This is a genomic window from Ruegeria sp. C12, from assembly GCF_056537745.1.
Genome location: NZ_JBQFSA010000010.1, coordinates 170,759 through 190,740 on the forward strand (window position 1 = coordinate 170,759; position 19,982 = coordinate 190,740).

Annotated in this window: 20 protein-coding genes and 1 pseudogene; 12 read left to right on the forward strand and 9 right to left on the reverse strand. The window is 55.7% G+C overall.

The features are described from left to right. Positions 1-24: 24 nt before the first annotated feature. A protein-coding gene (locus ACR0C9_RS19260; RefSeq protein ID WP_170755080.1) for an IS3 family transposase occupies positions 25-1,376 on the reverse strand; the annotation gives its coding sequence in 2 pieces (ribosomal slippage) (positions 25-1,040 and positions 1,040-1,376; 1,353 coding nt in all). A 100-nt stretch (positions 1,377-1,476) separates the two neighbouring features. Between ACR0C9_RS19260 and ACR0C9_RS19265 the strand changes: the two are divergent. Beyond that, a pseudogene (locus ACR0C9_RS19265) lies at positions 1,477-1,848 on the forward strand (LysR substrate-binding domain-containing protein); the annotation flags it as partial. 180 nt (positions 1,849-2,028) lie between these two features. Here the strand turns inward: ACR0C9_RS19265 and ACR0C9_RS19270 are convergent. Further along, the gene (locus tag ACR0C9_RS19270) at positions 2,029-2,976 is read right to left on the reverse strand and encodes an NAD-dependent epimerase/dehydratase family protein (RefSeq protein WP_480781799.1); all 948 of its coding nucleotides are present in this window, start codon (positions 2,974-2,976) and stop codon (positions 2,029-2,031) included. Positions 2,977-3,180: 204 nt separating this feature from the next. Here ACR0C9_RS19270 and ACR0C9_RS19275 point away from each other — a divergent pair, with 204 nt between their 5' ends. Further along, the gene (locus ACR0C9_RS19275) at positions 3,181-3,486 is read left to right on the forward strand and encodes a YciI family protein (protein WP_480781800.1); all 306 of its coding nucleotides are present in this window, start codon (positions 3,181-3,183) and stop codon (positions 3,484-3,486) included. Positions 3,487-3,523: 37 nt separating this feature from the next. Here ACR0C9_RS19275 and ACR0C9_RS19280 read toward each other — a convergent pair whose 3' ends face one another. The 3 genes from ACR0C9_RS19280 to ACR0C9_RS19290 form a co-directional block, all read right to left on the reverse strand. Next, positions 3,524-4,084, reverse strand: coding sequence for a recombinase family protein (locus ACR0C9_RS19280; protein WP_480781801.1), 561 nt, complete (start codon positions 4,082-4,084; stop codon positions 3,524-3,526). Positions 4,085-4,288: 204 nt separating this feature from the next. Then, positions 4,289-4,624, reverse strand: a complete 336-nt coding sequence (locus ACR0C9_RS19285; RefSeq protein ID WP_480781802.1) for a chorismate mutase — start codon at positions 4,622-4,624, stop codon at positions 4,289-4,291. Beyond that, positions 4,617-5,243, reverse strand: coding sequence for a TetR/AcrR family transcriptional regulator (locus tag ACR0C9_RS19290; protein ID WP_480781803.1), 627 nt, complete (start codon positions 5,241-5,243; stop codon positions 4,617-4,619). Before ACR0C9_RS19290 ends, ACR0C9_RS19285 begins: the two co-directional genes overlap by 8 nt. A 97-nt stretch (positions 5,244-5,340) precedes the next feature. On the opposite strand from ACR0C9_RS19290, the gene ACR0C9_RS19295 reads away from it, so the two are divergent. The 3 genes from ACR0C9_RS19295 to ACR0C9_RS19305 are packed head-to-tail and all read left to right on the forward strand — an operon-like array spanning position 5,341 to position 7,351. Further along, positions 5,341-6,186, forward strand: coding sequence for a DUF6920 family protein (locus ACR0C9_RS19295; RefSeq protein WP_480781804.1), 846 nt, complete (start codon positions 5,341-5,343; stop codon positions 6,184-6,186). Positions 6,187-6,206: 20 nt separating this feature from the next. Next, positions 6,207-6,710, forward strand: a complete 504-nt coding sequence (locus tag ACR0C9_RS19300) for an anthrone oxygenase family protein (RefSeq protein WP_480781805.1) — start codon at positions 6,207-6,209, stop codon at positions 6,708-6,710. Next, positions 6,710-7,351: a LysE family translocator gene (locus ACR0C9_RS19305; RefSeq protein WP_480781806.1), complete on the forward strand. Its 642-nt coding sequence runs from the start codon at positions 6,710-6,712 to the stop codon at positions 7,349-7,351. The genes ACR0C9_RS19300 and ACR0C9_RS19305 overlap by 1 nt, the downstream gene beginning before the upstream one ends. A 29-nt stretch (positions 7,352-7,380) precedes the next feature. On the opposite strand, the gene ACR0C9_RS19310 is transcribed toward ACR0C9_RS19305, so the two are convergent. After that, the gene (locus tag ACR0C9_RS19310; protein WP_480781807.1) at positions 7,381-7,509 is read right to left on the reverse strand and encodes a hypothetical protein; all 129 of its coding nucleotides are present in this window, start codon (positions 7,507-7,509) and stop codon (positions 7,381-7,383) included. A gap of 190 nt (positions 7,510-7,699) precedes the next feature. Between ACR0C9_RS19310 and ACR0C9_RS19315 the strand changes: the two genes are divergently transcribed. The 6 genes from ACR0C9_RS19315 to ACR0C9_RS19340 all read left to right on the forward strand — a co-directional run bounded on the left by ACR0C9_RS19315 (position 7,700) and on the right by ACR0C9_RS19340 (position 17,105). Continuing rightward, complete coding sequence (locus ACR0C9_RS19315) at positions 7,700-12,088, forward strand: strawberry notch-like NTP hydrolase domain-containing protein (protein ID WP_480781808.1); 4,389 nt, start codon at positions 7,700-7,702, stop codon at positions 12,086-12,088. Beyond that, entirely contained in the window at positions 12,085-13,140 is a 1,056-nt protein-coding gene (locus ACR0C9_RS19320; RefSeq protein ID WP_480781809.1) for a DUF7146 domain-containing protein, read from the forward strand. The genes ACR0C9_RS19315 and ACR0C9_RS19320 overlap by 4 nt, the downstream gene beginning before the upstream one ends. A 298-nt stretch (positions 13,141-13,438) precedes the next feature. Then, positions 13,439-14,356 carry a DUF2493 domain-containing protein gene (locus ACR0C9_RS19325; protein ID WP_480781810.1) on the forward strand — a complete coding sequence of 306 codons (918 nt, stop codon included), beginning with the start codon at positions 13,439-13,441 and terminating at the stop codon, positions 14,354-14,356. Between the two features lie 150 nt (positions 14,357-14,506). Further along, positions 14,507-15,016, forward strand: a complete 510-nt coding sequence (locus tag ACR0C9_RS19330; RefSeq protein ID WP_480781811.1) for a DotD/TraH family lipoprotein — start codon at positions 14,507-14,509, stop codon at positions 15,014-15,016. Continuing rightward, positions 15,013-15,903: a type IV secretory system conjugative DNA transfer family protein gene (locus ACR0C9_RS19335; protein ID WP_480781812.1), complete on the forward strand. Its 891-nt coding sequence runs from the start codon at positions 15,013-15,015 to the stop codon at positions 15,901-15,903. The genes ACR0C9_RS19330 and ACR0C9_RS19335 overlap by 4 nt, the downstream gene beginning before the upstream one ends. Further along, entirely contained in the window at positions 15,900-17,105 is a 1,206-nt protein-coding gene (locus ACR0C9_RS19340; protein ID WP_480781813.1) for a type IV pilus twitching motility protein PilT, read from the forward strand. The genes ACR0C9_RS19335 and ACR0C9_RS19340 overlap by 4 nt, the downstream gene beginning before the upstream one ends. 295 nt (positions 17,106-17,400) lie before the next feature. On the opposite strand, the gene ACR0C9_RS19345 is transcribed toward ACR0C9_RS19340, so the two are convergent. From ACR0C9_RS19345 to ACR0C9_RS19355, 3 genes are all read right to left on the reverse strand, one after another. Continuing rightward, positions 17,401-17,685 carry a type II toxin-antitoxin system RelE/ParE family toxin gene (locus tag ACR0C9_RS19345; protein ID WP_480781814.1) on the reverse strand — a complete coding sequence of 95 codons (285 nt, stop codon included), beginning with the start codon at positions 17,683-17,685 and terminating at the stop codon, positions 17,401-17,403. After that, positions 17,685-17,942, reverse strand: coding sequence for a CopG family ribbon-helix-helix protein (locus tag ACR0C9_RS19350; RefSeq protein ID WP_480781815.1), 258 nt, complete (start codon positions 17,940-17,942; stop codon positions 17,685-17,687). The genes ACR0C9_RS19345 and ACR0C9_RS19350 overlap by 1 nt, the downstream gene beginning before the upstream one ends. 318 nt (positions 17,943-18,260) lie before the next feature. After that, complete coding sequence (locus ACR0C9_RS19355) at positions 18,261-19,004, reverse strand: helix-turn-helix domain-containing protein (RefSeq protein WP_480781816.1); 744 nt, start codon at positions 19,002-19,004, stop codon at positions 18,261-18,263. A gap of 116 nt (positions 19,005-19,120) precedes the next feature. Here ACR0C9_RS19355 and ACR0C9_RS19360 point away from each other — a divergent pair, with 116 nt between their 5' ends. Further along, positions 19,121-19,966 carry an SMP-30/gluconolactonase/LRE family protein gene (locus ACR0C9_RS19360; protein ID WP_480781817.1) on the forward strand — a complete coding sequence of 282 codons (846 nt, stop codon included), beginning with the start codon at positions 19,121-19,123 and terminating at the stop codon, positions 19,964-19,966. Positions 19,967-19,982: the final 16 nt, after the last annotated feature.

Below are 19,982 nucleotides of genomic sequence, written 5' to 3' on the forward strand. Positions count from 1 at the left end.
TGGTCTGGCTCATCGTTTGTGATCTTAGGCGGCGTGCCCGAGATTGAGCAAGCGTCGCTGTTTAAGGGTTCTTTCCTTGATGGTTCTCCTTTCCTTAAGAATGCCGTCGCTGCGACCGAAGTAGACATCGGCCGGAGTCAGATTGCTGAGGCTCTCGTGATAGCGGCGGTGATTGTAGTGGTCGACGAAGGCTCTGATCGCTTCCTCGAGTGCGCCCGGTAGGTAATAGTTCTCCAACAGGATGCGGTTCTTGAGCGTTTGGTGCCACCGCTCGATCTTGCCCTGGGTCTGCGGATGATTTGGTGCCCCTCGAACGTGGTCCATGCCCTGATCTAGGAGCCAATCCGCCAGGTCACCAGAGATGTATGATGAACCGTTGTCGCTGAGCAGCCTCGGTTTGTGTCGGACGGTCGCCGACGAACAGCCTGATGCCTCCAACGCCAGTTCCAGAGTGTCGGTAACATCGTCGGCCTTCATCGTTGTGCAGAGCTTCCATGCCACGATGTAGCGGCTGAAGTCGTCCAGAATCGTCGAGAGATAGAACCAACCCCAGCCAGTCACCTTCAGGTAAGTGAAGTCGGTCTGCCAAAGCTGGTTCGGTCTCGTGGTCTTGTCGTGAAACTCGTCCGCAGCTTTGATCACATTGAACGCCGGCCCAGTAATCAGATCCTGCTCCTTGAGGATGCGATAGACCGAAGGCTCTGACACAAAGTACTTTTTCGTGTCTGTAAAGCGGAATGCCAGCTCGCGGGGCGATAGTTCCGGCTCATCAAGAGCGAGGTCAACGACGGCCTGCCGGATCTCGTCAGGGATGCGGTTCCAGACCCGGCCGGGGTGTGGACGGCGATCTTCAAGCCCCGCTTCACCAAACGCCTCATAGCGGGCACACCAGCGGTAGAACGTGGTCTTCGGTATGCCCAGCTTCGACAGCGTCCTCTTTGCTGGCAAGTGGGACTGCTCGACGAGGCGAATGATCTCGAGCTTCTCGGTTGCGGGATATCTCATATGTCGCCGTCCCCATCCCCGAGCATGCTTTTTTTGAGCAAGCGGTTTTCCAAGGTGAGGTCGGCAACGGCCTCCTTCAGGGCCGACGCCTCGGCCCGCAGCTCCTTCACTTCGGGGCTAGTCGCTTGCCTGGCTGTGTCGCCTGCCAGCCGCTTCTTTCCGGCCTCCAGGAACTCTTTCGACCAGGAATAGTACAGGCTCGTGGCAATCCCCTCGCGACGGCAGAGCGAGGCGATGCTCTCCTCGCCACGCAAACCCTCCAGCACAATGCGGATCTTCTCCTCCGCAGAATGGTGCTTGCGCGTCTTGCGGCGAATGTCCTTGACGACCCGTTCAGCCGTCGGTTTGTCGGTTCCAGCTTTCCGTCTCATCTTAACTCCTTAACGGTTCAGATGAGCCAGAAACCTTCCGTTATGCAAATCCTTCAATCAGGCCCAAAGGTGCTGATGTCAGACACCCGTTTGCAATCCTGCCCTCGCTGCAAGGATCGATCATGTTTCTGACCTCGCTGAGGTTCCGATTATTAGGGACAGTAAGACAACACTCGAATGGGCAACTTGGCTCGAACCCTTGGGTTCGCAAGACGTACATCTTCGCCAAGGCACAAGCTATTCTGACGCGTCACTCTGCATTGACGCGGCAATAGCAGGCGGTGGCGTGTTTCTGGCCTGGGACATGCTGGCGACGGATGCGGTTTTGGATGGTAGTCTGATCAAGCCATACGAACAGATTTCTCCTTCTGGGCTGTCTTACTGGCTCGTGCAGCCAAAAAGATCTGACCGCCAAAAACGCCTCAAGCAATTAGAAGACTGGCTGAAGTCTCAAATCGCAGAGTCGCTCTGACACGTTGGCTCACGAAGTTCCCATAGGCGACTTATGCAAAAGCGGCCGGTTGCAGCTGGACCTTATATGGCCCAACTGGACCGAACGTGCATATTTGGGCGCTATGAGGAACAATAGTGGAACTTAGCAACTCGTCAATTGATCAGAAAAGACTAGCCGCTATGCCTCGGTGTCAAAAAACTATATATTTTTAAGGATACGTAACTCCTCATCAGAGCTTGGCGAGATCTGTTTCAGGGCCTCCAACTCATAGCTAAGGAGCGTGTTTTTGATCCCATCATTGAAGTTAAACTGAAATTTCCAATCCAATTCTTGAAGAAATCGACGCACATCAAGCGCACAGGGATAATCTCTGAACGGGAAATACTCTCTCGTCGCAAACCCTTTCGCGTGAGCTTTACCAGAAACGATATTGGGTTTGACACCAGCGATATCGGCTACCCTTTTAACCCACTCTCCTGCGTTTATGATTTCCGGTTCGGCAACATTGTAGATAGCCTGCTTCCCAGAATCCACTTCAGCGAAGTGGGCAATGATATTTGCCAAATCTTGAACATGTAGAAATTGGATTTGTGCTGAACCGTCACCCGGCACGATGATCGCCCGCCCGCTTAAAGCCCGAGACCAAACGAAAGTTTCACGGTCATTGGAGTTGTTTGGACCATAGAGATAAGGTGGGCGCAAAATGACAAGAGGGCATTGCGCCTGCTGGATAAGGAACTCATCCGCCTCGGATTTGTCTGTTCCATAGGTGCCCCAGACAGTGGCTCCGCCAAGTGCGTCATTCTCATGTGGTAGACGATCCGGGGTCTCGCGATAGACGGCAGCGCTGCTGAGATGAATCCACTTTCCGGTAGTGTCACCGAACACAGAAAACGCAGTTTCAACTTGCTTCTTCGTATAACCGCTGGTGTCAATAACCACGTCAAACGTTTTTGCATGACGGGACAATTCTTGAATATCATCGCGGTCAGCAATGATCTGTGATGCGCCGTCCACTGTCCGATTTCCGCGATTGAGAACCGTTACTTCAAAGTTCGACTTCCTAAGAGTCGGAATGAGAGCTTGACCAACGAAGCCCGACCCGCCGATAACTAATATACTATTCAATGCTTTTCTCGCTTGCAAAACTCGTTAGCTGAACGGTTAGCTGCAGTGCAGAAAATGTCAACAGAAGCCCTCCGCAGGTCTTTCTAGGCTGGACACGGCCAAGGGGATCGACACCTTCGACTGGCTGACTCAGTTTAGGCTTCGGCTCGGCGAACATGGTTGCCACCCGGTATCCGGCGTGTAACTAACCACTATAATAGTACCTCTTTCCGTGAGCCGAGTATGACCCTAGTCCCTTCCACTCAAAATCTTTTCATCGTTGATCTACACTACATTGCGTCATTCGATGAAATTGAACCTCAGCTCGATGCCCACGTCGAATTTCTAGAAAATAACTATGCTTCGGGGCTGTTTATCGCATCCGGCCCCAAGGTTCCTCGTACCGGAGGGGTCATCGTCGCAACGGCTGAAACACGGGAAGCCCTTGAGACCATCTTGGAGGCTGACCCATTTAAAGAAAAGAAACTCGCGCGTTACACAGTGACGGAGTTTCGTCCTTCAATGATGGCCTCACAGCTTACTGAATGATGTAGAGCTGAATTGTCAGGGTAACATTGCGGCGACCTCAATCGAGAGCTTTTTTAATTTCTGTGTTTGCGAGCGCCCGGTGGACGGTCATTCTTGAAACCCCGAGATCACGAGCAATCTTGGCTTTAGCGACGCCTTCACCTGCTAACTTTCGGATTTCTTCGTCATCAACGGATTTCCGACGCCCTTTGTAAATTTCCTTTTCCTTGGCAGCTTCGATCCCGACACGTTGGTGGTCACGAATGAACTTGAGCTCCATATCGGCCACCATGCCGAGCACAGCGATGACCATGCGGCCCATGTCTCCGGCTGTGGTAACTTCGGGTTCGAGCACACGGAGCGATGCGCCTTTGGCGTCCAACTCATGCACGAGATTCAGCACATCTCGGGTGGACCGACCAAGGCGGTCCAGGCGGTGAACGACCAATTCGTCGCCTTCCCGTAAGAATTCCATCACCGTCACCAGTTCGGATCGGTCATCACGAGACACCCCGGAAACCGTTTCCGAACGGATGACCTCGCAGCCTGCCGCCTTCAGTTTGGCTTTCTGAATGTCGAGGCCCTCGCTTAATGATCGGCCGGCTGGTGGCGATCGCACGGGAACTGGCCGGGTTCGTCTGGGATATCGCGCGGAAAACGCCGTTGCCTGTATGAACCGCCGATCAGCCTGCCTGTGCAGTACGCTGGAGATGGCGGCCAATGATGGGGAAATCCTCGGCGCACGTTGGGACAGATATCCGTGCTTAGAGAGAGGCAATAAAGAGAATCTGTTGCCGTTCGGTGAAAACTATCAGGCTTGAATTTAAGCTGCCGTGTAGTTTGGCTGTTTATCCCATTTGGCCCCAAGCTCTTTGATCTCGCGCTGAATAGACCACTCGATGAGTTCACCCCAGAGTCTTCGGGCCAGTTCGGGGTCCAGTCGCTTTCCGGATGCCGTCTTGCTCACTTTATCAAGCACTTCGGCTACGCGATCTGTTGTCCTTGCAGGCAAGCCTTCGATCTTCTTCAAATCGACAGCACGGTCGATGTAGTCGGTGCGGGTGGCCAGAAGTGTGATCAATTCGACGTCAATGGCGTCGATCTGAACGCGAAGCTCGGCCATAGTTGTGCAGGCCTCGGGCGGAATAAGTTCACTCATGATTTTCCTCAGTAGTAACTTGGTTGCTAAGAAGCCGGCGAAGAAGGCTCACAGCCCTCTGAGCGCGCGCCACACAAAATTCCGCTGTCGGAGCTGGGAGGCGCCCGATCACACGCCGGATTTGCTGGTCGCCGATCAACAGGTCCAGATAAAGGCCTACGGCCTCTCCGGACGCCTCAAAGTGCAGTTGACCCTCGCGCCGTGCACGAAGCAGCACCTGCTCTAGCAAGGGAAATACGGATTCGCGCCCGGCCTTTGAAAGTGTCGCGCCGAGCTCACCGCTTTTATCAGCCGCTGCGGCGCGATTGAGGGCAACAGCGCGATCACCTGTCAGTAAATCCAAAAGCTTTGGACCCAAGGTGCCAAGAATAGAAAGCGCGTCATGGTCGGTTTCCAACTCGGCTTCCAGGTGGGACTTCACTTCTTCGGCGTTACGCGTGACGAGCGCACGGAACAGCCCCTGTTTATCTCCGTACCAGTTGTACAACGTCTCGTTTGAGGCGCGGGCCTGTTTGGCAATGCCCTGCATGGACGTGCCCCCATACCCTTTGACCTCCAGAACCTCGTAGGCAGCCGCCTCGATCTGTTGCTGACGCAGGGATCGTTTCTCTTCTCGCAAAATCACTCTCCGGCCTGTTGACATAAACCGTAACCAACATTACGGATGTGTGCAACCGTAATAAGCATTACGCTTCTTAATGCGCAAGGAAAAAGACATGAGTATTCTGAAATGGACACTGGGCAGCGTTGCCGTTTTGGCCCTGGGGGCTGGCACCGCAGTCGGGATTGGCAGTTACAGGACCGAAAGAGACATCTCCGCGTTCCAATCCCGCATCGCAGAGCAGGCCCACCCGTCCGATTTTGCGACATTAAGTCAGGCCGATCTGGACGTCTTGCCCTCGCCCGTCCAACGCTACTTCGACTTTGCTTTCCCCAACGGCGTCCCAGAGGCGCGCCTTGTGCGGCTCACGTCCGAGGGAGAATTTCGACGCCCACAGACAAACGGGTTCAACTTCACGACAGCCGAACAGGTCATCGCTATCTCGGAACCGGCGCTTATGTTCTCGGCGACCACGCCGATCCTCCCTGGCATCTGGGCCCGAGCGTATGATTACTTTGCCGACGGCGAGATGGAGATGCAGGCGAAGATCCTCTCAACACTGACGGTCGTGGACGAGCGCGAAACGCCCGAACTCAATGTTGTTTCACTGCGCCGTTGGCTATTGGAAAGTGCCCTTTTTCCACAGGCACTGTTGCCCGGTGGACCTGTCACATGGGAACCGATCAACACTAACAGCGCGCGCGCCATTGTCGCCGCCGATGGTCTTCGGTCTTCGATGATTGTGCACTTCGCCGACAATGGCGCCATCACACATATGGTGGCTGAAGAGGATGGCGACTTAAGCACGCCCTATCACGGCTCGGGTGAGCATGTCACACGTTCGGATTACCGCGAAATCGGCGGCGTTATGATCCCCCATGCCTTTGTTATTTCGCGCATGGCAGAAGGCGAAGTTTACCCGTTCTTTGATGCACAGTTGACTGGGTTCAATTTCGAATGACCCTGCAAGGAGCCAGACCAATGCCAGGAATTCTCACCTTTATGTCGATGCTCTCGCTCCTGAGCATCGGCGCTATCTTCGGGTTTTTCTACGCCTGGGTCTGTTCAACAATGTGGGGGCTGGACGCGACGGACCCACGAACAGCCATTGCCGCGATGCAAGCGATGAATGCGTCGGTCCGAAACGCGGTGTTCTTCCCGGCCTTCTTCCTGACACCAGTCATTCTGGGCGCAACGGCCATCATCGCCGCCCGGCAGACCAGAAAAAAATCAGCCGTGCTCTTTGGACTTGCTGCCATTCTGTACATCGTTGGAGCCTTTTTCGTCACTGCGACGGTGAATGTGCCCATGAATGAAGCCCTGGCAGACGTCGTTGTGCCAGCCGATATCGGGGCCGCCCAAGATATTTGGCAAAGCTACTCGGCCTCCTGGCAGGTCTGGAACTTGCTTCGCACTATTGTGAGCGGGGTTTGCCTAATCCTGACCGGCTTGGCCATTTTCTTTCTAAACCTGGAGTCCGCGTGATGGAATTGTCTCTTCTGACATTCGCCCTTCTGGCACTCATTGTCGTCATGACACCCGGTCCGACTGTTCTACTTGCCTTGTCCAATGGATCACGGTTCGGAATCGCTACGGCAGGGTACGGTATCGCCGGGGCTGCTGTCTCTGATGCTGTTCTGATCACGGCAGCCGGTTTGGGACTCGGAGTTGTTCTTGCCGCGTCAGCGTTTTGGTTCAGCATCGTCAAATGGATCGGCGTTGCTTACCTCGTCTGGCTGGGCGTCCAAATGATGCGATCATCAGGTCAGTTGGGGCCAGTCGCGAACCCGTCCGAAGACGTGAGGTCGGGTGCGCTTCGCAACAACACAGCAGTCTTTAGAAAGAGCTTTCTTGTCGCGGTCACAAACCCCAAGGGATACCTGTTTTTTACTGCTTTCCTGCCGCAGTTCCTCAAACCGACAGAACCTATGTTTCAACAATACGTAACGCTGGCTCTGGTCTTTATCACGATCGATGTCATCGTCATGGCCGCCTATGCGGGACTGGGCGCAAAAGCAGTTCAGTTTCTCAGCAATCGCGGGGCGCTTTGGATCGACAGGGCATGTGGCAGTCTTCTTGTTGCCTTGGGTCTTGCATTGACTTTCTTAAAGCGCGCCGATGTGTAGGTCTCAAACACGCCAACCTGGAACAGGCTCTATGCGTGTGGCTTTTGGTCGAACAGGATCACACGCCCGTCCCCGGTGTCGGGGTTGCTGACCAGCACGAACGGCACATACGCTCCACCATTCTCATTGAGACCGCGATATTTTAGTTGGTAGACCACTTTCAGGTGACTTCTCCAGGTCGCATCTTCGTCAGTCTTGCTTTGGCGCAAAGTACTGCTTTGATGATGCTGAGATTGAGGCAACTGAAAAGTAAGAGGGAGGCTGGGGAGGGCAAGCCCTCCCCCAGAATGAGAGAGTGCGCGCGCACTCCGGGCGGACGGCACAACCCTTCGTTTTCGGAGACCTCAAATGAAAGAACCATCTTACCCGCTCGCCGTGCCCACCGCTTCAGGCAATTCCAACAAATCGGACCGGTTGCTCAAAGCCGCAGAGCTTCTTTTGCCCTCATTTGAGCGTGGCTTGTCCATCGAACAAGCGTCGCTGCGCCAGGTTATGGAGGAGGCCTTCTGCGCGAGTGATGCCTCCGGGGCCTGGGTTTGGAAGGACGCGTATGATGCCTGTGAAGCTGCTCAGGTCTTGATGCTTGCGAAGTATGGCGCCGCGATGATGCGTCGGGCAGCAAGCCCCCAGGCCTTTGTCGAGATGCTGACACGCGTCTCTGACCTCGCCCCGTCCCACACAAGGCGGTCTGAGGATTCCCAAAAACTGCAGCAGTTTTCGACGCCCTTGTCTTTGGCTGCAATTGTGGCGCATGCGGCACAAATCATGCCGACGGATGTTGTCTTGGAACCATCGGCCGGGACGGGCCTCTTGGCAGTTCACGCCGATCTCAAAGGGGCGCAGCTTCATCTAAATGAGCTGGATGGGCTCCGGGCAGACCTTCTGTCATTTCTCTTTCCGAAATGTCTGGTGACCCAACATGATGCCGCGTCTATTCACGACAGGCTCGATCCTGCCATCGAACCATCAGTAATCGTAATGAACCCGCCGTTTTCCGCGTCTCCAGCGGTTGCTGGCCGTTACAAAGGCGCGATCTCGGATCATGTCCTCTCTGCTTTGGCTCGCTTGAAGAATGGCGGTCGACTTGTTCTGATTTCCGGAGCGAACTTCTCGCCTACAACCGCCAGTTTTCGAAAGACGTTCGAGCGCATCGCAGACCTGGCCACAGTGCGGTTTTCCGCATCGATCTCCGGCAAACTCTATGCCCGCCATGGTACTACCACCGAAACGCGCTTGACGATCATCGACAAGGTCAAAGACACCGATCCCGGTGACAAGCCCCGTTATTGGCCTCAAGCGGAAACCACCTCTGCCCTCTTGGGCTGGATGCAGTCGACCAATATTGACCGAACCGCAGTCGGCGCGGTCCCTGACCCCGCGACACCACCCTCGGACTCTGCGAAACGCCCAACAGTCCACGCGCTGCTCGATGCGGCCCGCAACACTGTCCGCGCGGCAGAAGCGGAACGCTCAAAGCACCCGTTTGATCGCGTCGAGACGGAAGAGATTACCTACACACCGACCGATTGGACCGAGCCGGTGGGTGGCCTGACTGCCTCCCTCTACGAAGGCTACACTGTTCAATCGATTGCAATCGAAGGCGCGTCAGACCACCCCACAGTGCTCGTGCAGTCGGCGGCCATGGCATCCGTGGCGCCACCAATCCCGACCCATCGTCCAAAACTCCCGATCACTGTGCGATCGAAAGGTCTTCTGTCCGACGCACAGCTTGAAAGCATAATCTATGCTGGTGAAGCTCATGGTCAGCATCTCGCGAGTTGGTTTCGCCACGACCCGGAAGACGGACATCTCATGGCGGCCGAGCCAGAATGCAACGGAGCGTTTCGCCTGCGCAAAGGATGGTTCCTCGGCGATGGAACCGGCTGCGGAAAGGGCCGTCAGGTTGCAGGTATCATCCTGGACAATTGGCTCAACGGTCGACGGCGCGCAGTCTGGATCTCCAAATCCGACAAACTCATCGAAGATGCAGTGCGCGACTGGACGGCCCTTGGCGGAAAAAGCTCCGACATCGTGCCGCTCTCACGTTTTAAGCAAGGCACCGACATCCGATTGGACGAGGGCATCCTTTTTGTGACCTATGCGACGCTGCGCACCGCGGAGCGCCAGCACGGCGACCAATTAAAGGCCTCGCGCCTCGACCAGGTGGTTGCTTGGATGGGCCCTGACTTCGACGGCGTCGTCGCTTTTGACGAAGCCCATGCCATGGCAAATGCGGCAGGCGAAAAGGCCAGGGAAGGCAGCCGAGGTGAAAAGAAAGCCTCTCAGCAGGGCCTTGCCGGCCTCAAACTTCAGGACCGCGCACCAGATGCGCGCATTGTCTATGTTTCCGCCACAGGCGCGACGGTCGTTGGCAATCTGGCCTATGCCTCGCGTTTAGGTCTCTGGGGCACCGGGGATTTTCCCTTCGCAACGCGCGAGCAGTTTGTGGCCGACATGGAAGCCGGCGGGATCGCTGCGATGGAAATCATCTCTCGCGATCTTAAGGCGCTTGGTCTCTATCTCGCTCGGTCCCTATCATATGAAGGGGTTGAATATGAGATGCTCGTCCATGAACTGACACCGGCGCAACGGGGAATCTACGACAGTTATGCCGAGGCCTTTCAGGTCATTCATACAAATCTGGAAGCCGCCCTTGAGGCTTCGGGCATTACGTCAGACGATGCGACACTCAACGTACAAGCCAAATCCGCTGCGCGCTCTGCGTTTGAAAGCAACAAACAGCGTTTCTTCAATCACCTGATCACTGCCATGAAATGTCCGACAGTCATCAGGTCAATTGAGGCCGACCTTGCTGCGGGTTATTCGGCTGTCATTCAAATCGTCTCCACCAGTGAAGCACTGATGGAGCGACGTCTGGCCCAAATCCCTGTATCGGAATGGGGTGACCTTCACGTCGACATCACGCCTCGCGAATATGTCCTCGACTATTTGATGCATTCCTTCCCGACCCAGCTCTTTGAGCCTTTCACCGACGAGGATGGCAATCTGAAATCTCGCCCTGCGCGCGATGCTGACGGAAACCCAATCGAAAGCCGCGAAGCGGCCGGACGTCGCGACGCCATGATCGAACATCTGGGGGCGCTGCCGCCGGTTCAAGGCGCGCTTGATCAGATCCTTTGGCATTTCGGCAAAGACCGCGTTGCCGAGGTAACCGGCCGATCCCGGCGGATCGTTCTGGGGAATGATGGGCGCCACAAAGTCGAGAACCGACCGGCGAGTTCCAACCTTGGCGAGACGCAGGCCTTCATGGACGATCAAAAGCGGATCTTGATCTTCTCCGATGCCGGCGGGACCGGGCGCTCCTATCATGCCGATCTCGGTGCCCGGAACCGGCGTTTGCGCGTTCATTACCTGCTCGAGCCCGGATGGCGCGCTGACAACGCAATCCAGGGCCTCGGGCGAACCAACCGCACCAACCAGGCGCAGCCGCCGCTCTTCAGGCCTTGCGCGACGGATGTCAAAGGCGAAAAGCGGTTTCTCTCCACCATTGCGCGAAGGCTCGACACGCTCGGGGCCATCACAAAAGGGCAACGCGAAACGGGTGGGCAAAACATGTTCCGTGCCGAAGACAATCTGGAAAGCGCTTATGCCCGCAAGGCCCTGCGTAATTTCTTCTGGGATTTGACCAAGGGTCGTATCTCGGCCTGCTCTCAGGATCGGTTTGAGGAAATGACTGGCCTATCTCTTTGCGACAGCGATGGAACTCTGAAAGAGCAACTGCCGCCGATTCAGCAATTTCTAAACCGATGCCTCGCGCTGACGATTGAGATGCAAGACGCAATCTTCGACTGTTTTGGGCAATTGCTCGAAGCGATCATTCAGGACGCCATTGCGTCGGGCACTTACGAAGTCGGACTGGAAACTCTGCAAGCTGAAAAGTTCGAGATTATCGATCGCAAAACTATCTACGAGCATGAGGCGTCTGGCGCTATGGCCACAGCCCTGACCGTCGAGCGAACAGAACGTAATCATCCGCTGACGCTCGCCAAAGCAAAGGCGTTCTGCTTCGCTCGGGAAAACGCGCGCCTGTTGCTCAATCGTAAATCAGAACGTGCGGCGATCTGTGTGCCCGGGACAAGCTTCATGACCGAAGAGGGCGAACCGATCGCACGCGTTGAGCTTGTTCGACCGATGGCCGAAGAGCGCATGCTTGAGTTTGAGCTGTCGAAATCCCATTGGGAGGAAGTGCCCGATAGCGTGTTTGAGGCGGCTTGGACCAATGAGGTCGCCGCCATACCGGAGTTCAGCGTTTCGAAACTCACCCTGGTATCAGGGTTGCTGCTGCCGATCTGGGATCGACTGCCCACGGACAATATGCGCATCTATCGCCTTCAGACCGACACTGGCGAACGTGCACTGGGGCGGTTGGTGACCCAAGACCAGCTTGCTCGTCTCTATGCCGCTCTCGGTCTCGATCACAGCGTGGAACTGACGGTTGATGAAATCCTCGAGGCGGTCATGGAGCGCGGCCAATCGGTCCATCTCTCCGGTGGTCTGAGCCTGCGTCGCTCGCGCGTGATGAGCGCGATGCGGCTTGAATTGGTGGGCGCGACGCCGCCGGCATTGGCGCAGTACAAGACGATGGGATGCTTCACAGAGATCATTTCATGGACCACGCGGCTCTTTGTGCCGACAGACAAACCCGACGTGCTCGCTCGGATCATGGCACAACACAAGATTGTCGTGGGGGGCGCACAGGAAAGGACAGCAGCATGACCCGGATACATCGGTTTGATGCGGGTGAAATTGCCCGCGACCTTGCCCGCGATACCCCGGGTTTCTGCGCAGAGTTCTTCCCCGAAGGCCGGCGCGTCGGAAATTACTGGCAAATGGGCGACACCAGCGGAACACCTGGGCGGAGCCTGTCCATACGCCTCTTTGATCACGGCGGCCGACCTGCGGGCAAATGGACCGACCATGCCACTGGTGAGTTCGGCGATCTTCTGGACCTTTTGCGCGAGAACCTAAGTTACGCGAGCTACTCTGATGTTCTTAAGACCGCCTCCGATTTCGTCGGCGCGCTCAACACAGACGCAACATTTGCAGAGGCATCCCCGATGCCACCAAGGCAGTCCGGTGACCGCATTGCTGCTGCAAGGCGCCTGTTCAGCTATGGCCGCTCGATCCAAGGTTCCCTCGCCGAGCAGTACCTTCGAAGTCGCTGCATCGAGCGCTTTGGATCATCGCTTGCATTTCATCCCAATACATTTCTGCGGGGTGATGACGGCGAACGGATCGAGCACCCTGCCCTCCTGGCACGCATCCAAAACAACGCCGCCGAAACCACTGGCTGTGTCAGGATATTTCTCAATCCAAGTGGGTCAGGTCTGGCTGATATCAGTGCTCCGAAGCGCGTTCTGGGCAATCTCTATCACCACGGTGTTCGCTTCGGTCCCTGGCAATCTGCCCGTGATCTTATCGTCGGTGAGGGCCTCGAGAACACGCTGTCACTCGGCACTGCGCTCCCCCATGCAGCACTTACGGCCTGTATCACGGCCAATCACATGGCAGGGTTTGTGGCTCCAACGCATCACGAACGCATATGGATTGCTCATGACAATGACGAGGCTGGCAGGCGTGCCGCATCTCAGCTCGAAGATCATGTCAGGGCGACAGGAAAAAAGGCCTATTCAATTCCCTCTCTTCGCGAGGACACAAATGCCGATCTCGTAACTGACGGCGTCGAGACGCTTCGAAATCATCTTGTGAGCGTGATCGCTGAGCAGGCACACGACCATGATCTCTGGCCTCATGTGAAGGTGGCCTGAAGGAAGAAGGGAAAAGCCTGCGCCCTGCCGCAGAAGCCTCGCCCTGCCCCGTTTGGATTTACGGGTCGATGGACCAGCAGGTCGGGCGCAGAGGCGCCCTCGACACATCAGCAACGGGCCCTGGTCGAAAATTTCCCCGGCGGGCCGAGCCCCGCCTCCTCGCGCAACAAATTTGCGCCCCTGCCCCGTCCTCCGCGTGTGCTCCGGCCCTTGCGGGTGCGGATGTGCCGCTACTGGTCCTGTCATCGCCCCATCCAAATCGGATCAGGACGAAACAACTTTGAGACAGGACACCATCATGACCCTTCATCCAGCTTCCACGAACTTCTCTGAAAGCCCAACCGCTCACGCCCTTGAAACCCTCGCCCTCCATGGCGCAACACCACCAGACGACGAAGTCGACACGCGGCCCCTTCCAGAACAAGATCAGCTGACATGTGCTATTGGAGCGATGGTGGAAGCCACACACATGCTTCTTTCAGACACCCAACTTGAAGAAGACCTCGAAGAGATCCTCTGGTCGCTAACCAACATCTTTCACCGTCGTCTTGGCCTCCTGGAGCGGCGTTTGGACGAAAATGAAGCCGAGCAGCGCATTCTGGCCCGTGAGCAAGACGGATCGGAAGTCAAAAGCCTGGAGCTTGAGCGCCAGACCGCCCGCGGCCAAAAACTGGTCGAACATCGCGACGCCTATGAGGCAATGCGTGACGAAGCAGCCAACTACTTTCGGGTCGAAACGGGTTCGATCTGGATGCCCCGGACAGGATCGCGCGTCTCCCACAAGGGTCTGACATCTTCCGTCATCGACAGCCGGAATTTCCTCTCTGCAGAGCGTCGCAAGAAAAACGAAGTTCACTGCCCTCCTGGAACGCGGATCGCATTCACCGGTGGCGATTATCAAGACTTTGATCGCATCTGGAACGTGCTGGACCAAGCGAAGGAAAAGTACCCCGACATGATCCTGCTGCACGGTGGCACACCAAAGGGTGCCGAGCATATCGCGAGCCTTTGGGCAGACAATCGGGGCGTATCCCAGGTGGTCTTTAAGCCAAACTGGGCGGCCCATAACAAAGCTGCACCGTTCAAACGAAATGACAAGCTCCTGGAAACGATGCCTGCTGGGCTGATCGCCTGCCCTGGCTCTGGAATCACCGACAACCTAGTCGACAAGGCTCGAAAACTGGGCATCGCAGTCAAGCGGATTGGGGCTTCATGACCCCTACTCCCCAACTTTGAATGCAAAAAGATGTCACTGCCTGAGGCATCTTTTGTTGAAGAGAAAAATAACGTATAGTATAACGCTATATATGTCGATATAAGCAACCCGAAGCACTGGCGAATTTGATCAGGGCAATGAGGGTCGTGCATGTATCGTAGCATTCCAATCTTACTGTTAACACTAGGCCTTGGGGCCTGCGCGTCGCAGCGCTCTGAACCCTCTGCATCGGTCGCAGCGCTTGTGGCGCAGCAGACAGAGGACGTTAAGCGCGAAATTGCCGACGCTGGCCAGTATTATGGTGTTTTGGAGCCTATGGTTGCTGGCAAAGTGACACTAACCAACCCTGAGTACATCGTTGATGATGACCTGCTAAGGGTCGTCCAGTCGGCCTTTACCGGCAAGATCGAAGATCTGGTCTCAGTCATAGCGCGCGAGACCGGCTACCGGGTTGTCGCCGACGGCGAAAAGCCTGGGGCACCAATCGTCGTCGTTTTGGTTCAACAAGACCTGCCCGCGCTCGGCGCGTTGCGCGAGGGCTTTGGGCAGGCGAAAGGACGTGCACGGCTCATAGTCAACCAGTCAGCCAAAACCATGACCATCCACTACCTGCGTCACGAGAACTCTCCCGTGCCCCATATTGAGGACCGTGAAGTATGAGTGCTGGACGTATCCGTATCATGCCAGTCTTATGCGTTGCCTGCGTACTTGCGGGTTGCGAAACGCTTCAGTTAACCCAAGAAGATGACGCACCTCCTCCGCCGATTTTCCTAGGAGGTCCGGATCAATATCGCAGCGATCGGATTCCTGATGATTTCTCCCAATTTGCGGCGCGGGCGCAGCGCGGCAATTTTGAAACCGAAATTGAAGAAGAGCGCTACGACCTTCTGCGAGAAGCGGCCCTCTCTTATGCGGCTCAAGCCGGTTACAAACGCCGCGTCTGGGAGATCATGCGCCAGCTCGAGGCTGACAGCCCGCAACTGTCTGGAGCATTTGATTTCAATCGAGTTGCCTATCGCTCGCCACGAGAAACTGGCTATATCCTGCCGCCCGTCGTCTCGCGCGCAACGGCTGCGATCAATGTCGACGACAGTGGTCGCTCTGCTGTAGCCGCGGACGAATACTACCGTATTGAGGTTCCGGGGCGCATAACAACAATCGTTCCGACCTGGCGCGATTACTTGACCATCCCGTTGGAAGAACCCTCCCTGCAAAACGATGATTTTCTACCTCAGGACCGAGAGGAAAAGCGCGTTTTCGCACGGTTTGCAGCCGAGGGTTGGCAAGCAGGTGTCGAACAGGCTGATGAGGCGCTCGAGCTGAATTTCGCACGCCTACGACGCGACTTTCTTGGCATGGTCGAGTATCGCCGGATGGTTCGGGCGGGGCTTGTCACGGAATTGGTCATCCGGGACTCTGAAGTCCGTTCTGCCGGCGACGGAGATGAGCTCTTCATTGGTGAACGACGCGTTCGCATCGTCAATGCGGCACGTTCTGTACGCGATCCATCCAAGTGGCGATCCCTGCAGCGTCCGATCAGCAAATGATCGATCTGGACAGGCTTGACCTGACGGATCCGGATCCCGCCTCGCCGGAGGTTTGTGTCCTCAAATCAGAACCCAATCGCTTCGATACCGATCTCGACGCTTTCGATCATTTCCTTGTTGGTGCCGCACTCAAAGGGGCGAGCGACATCAACATCGCCGCCGACTTGCGCATCCGTGTGGAGATGCATGGCAAGCCGAAGCTGGCGACAAAGCGCCCGCTTCTACAGACAGAAGCGCAAGCCATGTTGGCACATCTTTGGACCGCAAATGATGCCATGTCACTTGTCAGTGCAGGGCGTGCTCTGGACTTCTCCTACGAAAAGAAGGTCGATCGAGCGAGCGCCAAACGCTTTCGGGTGAATGCTGTGGGCGAGCAAAGACTTGGACGAAACGGCGTGCAAATCACGCTCCGCATTTTGCCCGACAAAACACCAACTTTGGAAGAGGTTGGGCTTGAGGAAGAGCTGTATGACAAGCTCGAACCCACAAGCGGCATTATCGTGATTGCCGGCGCCACTGGGCACGGGAAATCCACAACGATGGCGGCAATGACGCGGTCTCATCTTGAGAACCAGGAACGCCCACGAAAGATCGTCGATCTGCAGGCTCCTATCGAATACACATTCCGCGACATCGAAACTGACGCGCATGGCAATCCATCCTTCATTAGCCAGTCCGAAATCGGCGTGGGTCGGAACATCCCAACCTTCGCGGAGGGAATTCGGGCCGCGATGCGACGTGCACCGGCGATCATCAATGTCGGTGAAAGTCGCGATCGCGAAAGTATGGAGGCGTGCATCGAGGCCTGCTTGACCGGTCACCTAGTCAACACCACGACGCATGCAGGATCAATCGCTGAGGCCTTGCGCCGTATGGCGTTCCTCTTCCCGCCGGAGGAACAAGAGGCACGATCATTCGATTTGATGACATCTCTCAATCTCATCATTTGGCAACGTTTGCTTCCGCGGGCTGATGGGCTGGGGCGCGTGGCACTGCGCGAATATCTCGTTCTCGATCAAAAGATCCGGAACAAGTTCCTCAAGCGACCAGTTCTGGATTGGGTACACATCGTCGGAGAAGTCCTTGAGGAGAGTGTTTGGGACCCCACAATCATTGGCCGATCAAAGGAGCACTCAGCAGAATTGCTCTTGAAGACGGGCAGCGTCCACGAGGATGTCTTAGCGCGAGCTGTCCAGCTTTAGAGAAGTGTTAAGCGCTAGATCCCGTGGCCCCTTTCATTCAGCAGGATTTGCAAATAATGCTGTTTGCTCTGGGTTGGCTGATATCACTCATCACATTTACCCCTGCCATTCTTGGCTTGTTCGCTGGCTACTGGGTCGTTCGCAAGGGGTTACCCGCTTCATTGCTGATAGGCAGATTTGTGGTCTGAGTTTGCGCGATCGCCGCGGTGTTTGCGGTCTCAATACCGATCCTCATGGTCCTGAGGATCGTGGCCTTTGGCGCTCGGCAAGATCATCCCGGCTCATTTGAAAAAGCCTAACGGTCTTCCAATGCGTGCCAGACGCGCACAATAATGACCTCATCATCATGCAGTCGATAGCGGATCACATATCCCCGCTTTCCAAATGGCACGACGAGATCTCGGAAACCATCTTCAGCAGACCAAGGATGCCCCTTTTGGGGAAACTCGGCGAGTGAGTTCGCTGCCCTATCAAGGGTGCGAAGAGCTTTGGCCGCGGCTTCAGTGTTGTATTCTGCTATGAAGTCATAAAGGCGATCCAAGTCATCTTCGGACTTTGGCAGCCATCGAACGCGCGCCATCAAGTTCGGTTCTTAACTTTTTTTGAAATCAGGTTTTCGATCCGGGCTGTCATGTCGTCAGCTTCAATGGCCTCACCGGTGATCTCAAACTCTTTCCATCTCTCAAGAACCAATTGCCGTTCGGATTCCAACGCCTCTTCAACATCCAGATATCGTTCTATGGCGGTTTTCATCAAATAATGGGGTGTGCGATCCCGGATTTTGCCCAAGGCTTCAAGTCGGGTTTCAATTTCTTCTGTAAGTCGAACATTGGCCATTGTCAGCTCGCGTTTTTATGCCTGTAGATCAATGTAACACAAAGTAGTGCAAAATTCAATGATGGGGATTCTGGCATCTCCTGTCGGAGCGCGCTCTAGGCTGCGCCCCGAGCCAGGCTAAAGCCCGTCTCGTCCCATTCGGCTGATGCGGGCGCCCCTCGCGCTTTCTGGACGCCGAATGCTGAGTTGTTCAACCTCCTGACTAAACGGGAATTGCTGGCCATTGGGACTGACACCCTTGGGGCATCATGGGCCGACAATCACACCAAGGTCAAAAGGGTCGTTATCGCCGGTGACATAAACGTGTGAGTTTTGGCGCTACGAGCCTTCTTCTGCCAACGAAAGTAGTTCGGAGAAAACTATCGGAGAGAGTGCGATGCCGATCTTGAAACTCTGGAGCGCGTCTTCAGCTTGGGTAAGCTGATCTCTGCGGGCGAGGTTTGACAATTCGATCTGAATATCAAGAAGACGCGCCAGAATGTGCTGCGCCGTCTTCTTCGTCATGCGACGTGTTTGAGTCAGATATGCCGAGTGCTCCGTGTCCCGTGCGAGGTAGGTGCTGCGAAGAAATGCCATGTTCAACGCCACGAGGGCGTGATGCAGTGGGCCGTCGCGGCGAAACTCGACCGGGCTTTGCACGGTCAGGCGGATGCGATTGCCCGGCATAACTTCCGCAAGCCCGATGTTTTCCAGAGTCATGCCCAGTTTGAAAATCCTCTGCTTATCCAGCTGATACTGTTCCTGGATCACCTCAATCGTCATGCCATCCAGCAGCAGAAGAAATAGGTTGAAGGCTGGGCGGTTCTCGGCAAGCCGCGCCTCCTGACGGTCAGTAAGTCGGGTCGGCTGCACATCAACGCGGTTCGCCTCTGCCACCAAATCATCAAGGGTCAGGCCGAGTGCGCCGCAAATCTCGTTCATTCGGCTGAGCTTACAATCCCTCTCAGCAAAGATGCGTTTGATGGTTGGTTCTGACAGTTCCAGCAGCACAGCCAAGTCTGCATAAGTCATCCGACGCGCTTTCAGAACAGTCTTCAGAAGTTCGAAAAGTTCTTCCTGCATGATAACCTCACAATGCTGAGGAGTATAAAAAGTATCGTATTACAATACCAGAGAACGGAAAATTGGTATATCCGTATCTGAAATATAGAGGTTGCTGCACAGCAACGGAGCAACCCATGATACACACCATCACTTCTATCGCGACGGTTCTGATAGGTCTGACCTCACCTTTGCATGCCGATCCGACAAGTTGGACTGCTGGTCCGTTCGATATGCCCGAAAGTGCGATTTTCGACGCAACGCATGACCGTATCATCGTCAGCGTCATCCACGGGCACCCCGGCGAAGCAGACGGAAACGGGCACCTGGCCCTGCTGTCGCCGGATGGCGAGATTTCGGAACCAAGCTGGATCACGGGACTCGACGCGCCAAAAGGCATGGCGATTGTCGGAGAAACGCTCCTTGTCGCCGATCTCACACGTTTGCACGAGATCGACCTGCCGACAGGAACCCTTCTGCGCAGCCTGGAGGTTGATGGTGCGGTGTTTCTGAATGACATCACATCCGATGGCGAACAGGCCTATGTCAGCGACTTCATGGGCAATCGTATCTGGCACTATCAGGCTGGCGACATGACCGTCTGGCTTGAGGACGAGGCACTGGCCCATCCGAATGGCCTTTACTTGGACGAGGCGTGGCTTGTCGTCGGGTCTTGGGGACAAGGGATGCGCGACGACTTTTCTACGGAAGTACCAGGCTCTTTGCTCGCGGTCGATCTTGAGACCCACGCGATCAGCACCATTGTCCCGAACCTTGGCAACCTCGACGGTGTTGTACGGATGGGCGACACGTTTTTGGTCAGCGACTGGATCACGGGACAGCTCTTCGAGGTCGGGGCGGATGGCGCTTATACGGTCGTGGCCGAGTACCCTGTTGGGCTTGCGGACATTGCGGCATACGGCAACACGCTGGTTCTTCCTTCCATGTTGGAAGGCAATGTGTCAGCGCGAGCCTACCCCTGAGACTTGAGAGGATGAG

Coding starts and splice junctions, on each gene's coding strand:
- ACR0C9_RS19275 (WP_480781800.1), top strand. CDS start 3,181: ATGACCCTAGTCCCTTCCACTCAAAATCTTTTCATCGTTGATCTACAC.
- ACR0C9_RS19285 (WP_480781802.1), bottom strand. CDS start 4,624: ATGAGTGAACTTATTCCGCCCGAGGCCTGCACAACTATGGCCGAGCTT.
- ACR0C9_RS19295 (WP_480781804.1), top strand. CDS start 5,341: ATGAGTATTCTGAAATGGACACTGGGCAGCGTTGCCGTTTTGGCCCTG.
- ACR0C9_RS19300 (WP_480781805.1), top strand. CDS start 6,207: ATGCCAGGAATTCTCACCTTTATGTCGATGCTCTCGCTCCTGAGCATC.
- ACR0C9_RS19305 (WP_480781806.1), top strand. CDS start 6,710: ATGGAATTGTCTCTTCTGACATTCGCCCTTCTGGCACTCATTGTCGTC.
- ACR0C9_RS19315 (WP_480781808.1), top strand. CDS start 7,700: ATGAAAGAACCATCTTACCCGCTCGCCGTGCCCACCGCTTCAGGCAAT.
- ACR0C9_RS19320 (WP_480781809.1), top strand. CDS start 12,085: ATGACCCGGATACATCGGTTTGATGCGGGTGAAATTGCCCGCGACCTT.
- ACR0C9_RS19325 (WP_480781810.1), top strand. CDS start 13,439: ATGACCCTTCATCCAGCTTCCACGAACTTCTCTGAAAGCCCAACCGCT.
- ACR0C9_RS19330 (WP_480781811.1), top strand. CDS start 14,507: ATGTATCGTAGCATTCCAATCTTACTGTTAACACTAGGCCTTGGGGCC.
- ACR0C9_RS19335 (WP_480781812.1), top strand. CDS start 15,013: ATGAGTGCTGGACGTATCCGTATCATGCCAGTCTTATGCGTTGCCTGC.
- ACR0C9_RS19340 (WP_480781813.1), top strand. CDS start 15,900: ATGATCGATCTGGACAGGCTTGACCTGACGGATCCGGATCCCGCCTCG.
- ACR0C9_RS19345 (WP_480781814.1), bottom strand. CDS start 17,685: ATGGCGCGCGTTCGATGGCTGCCAAAGTCCGAAGATGACTTGGATCGC.
- ACR0C9_RS19350 (WP_480781815.1), bottom strand. CDS start 17,942: ATGGCCAATGTTCGACTTACAGAAGAAATTGAAACCCGACTTGAAGCC.
- ACR0C9_RS19355 (WP_480781816.1), bottom strand. CDS start 19,004: ATGCAGGAAGAACTTTTCGAACTTCTGAAGACTGTTCTGAAAGCGCGT.
- ACR0C9_RS19360 (WP_480781817.1), top strand. CDS start 19,121: ATGATACACACCATCACTTCTATCGCGACGGTTCTGATAGGTCTGACC.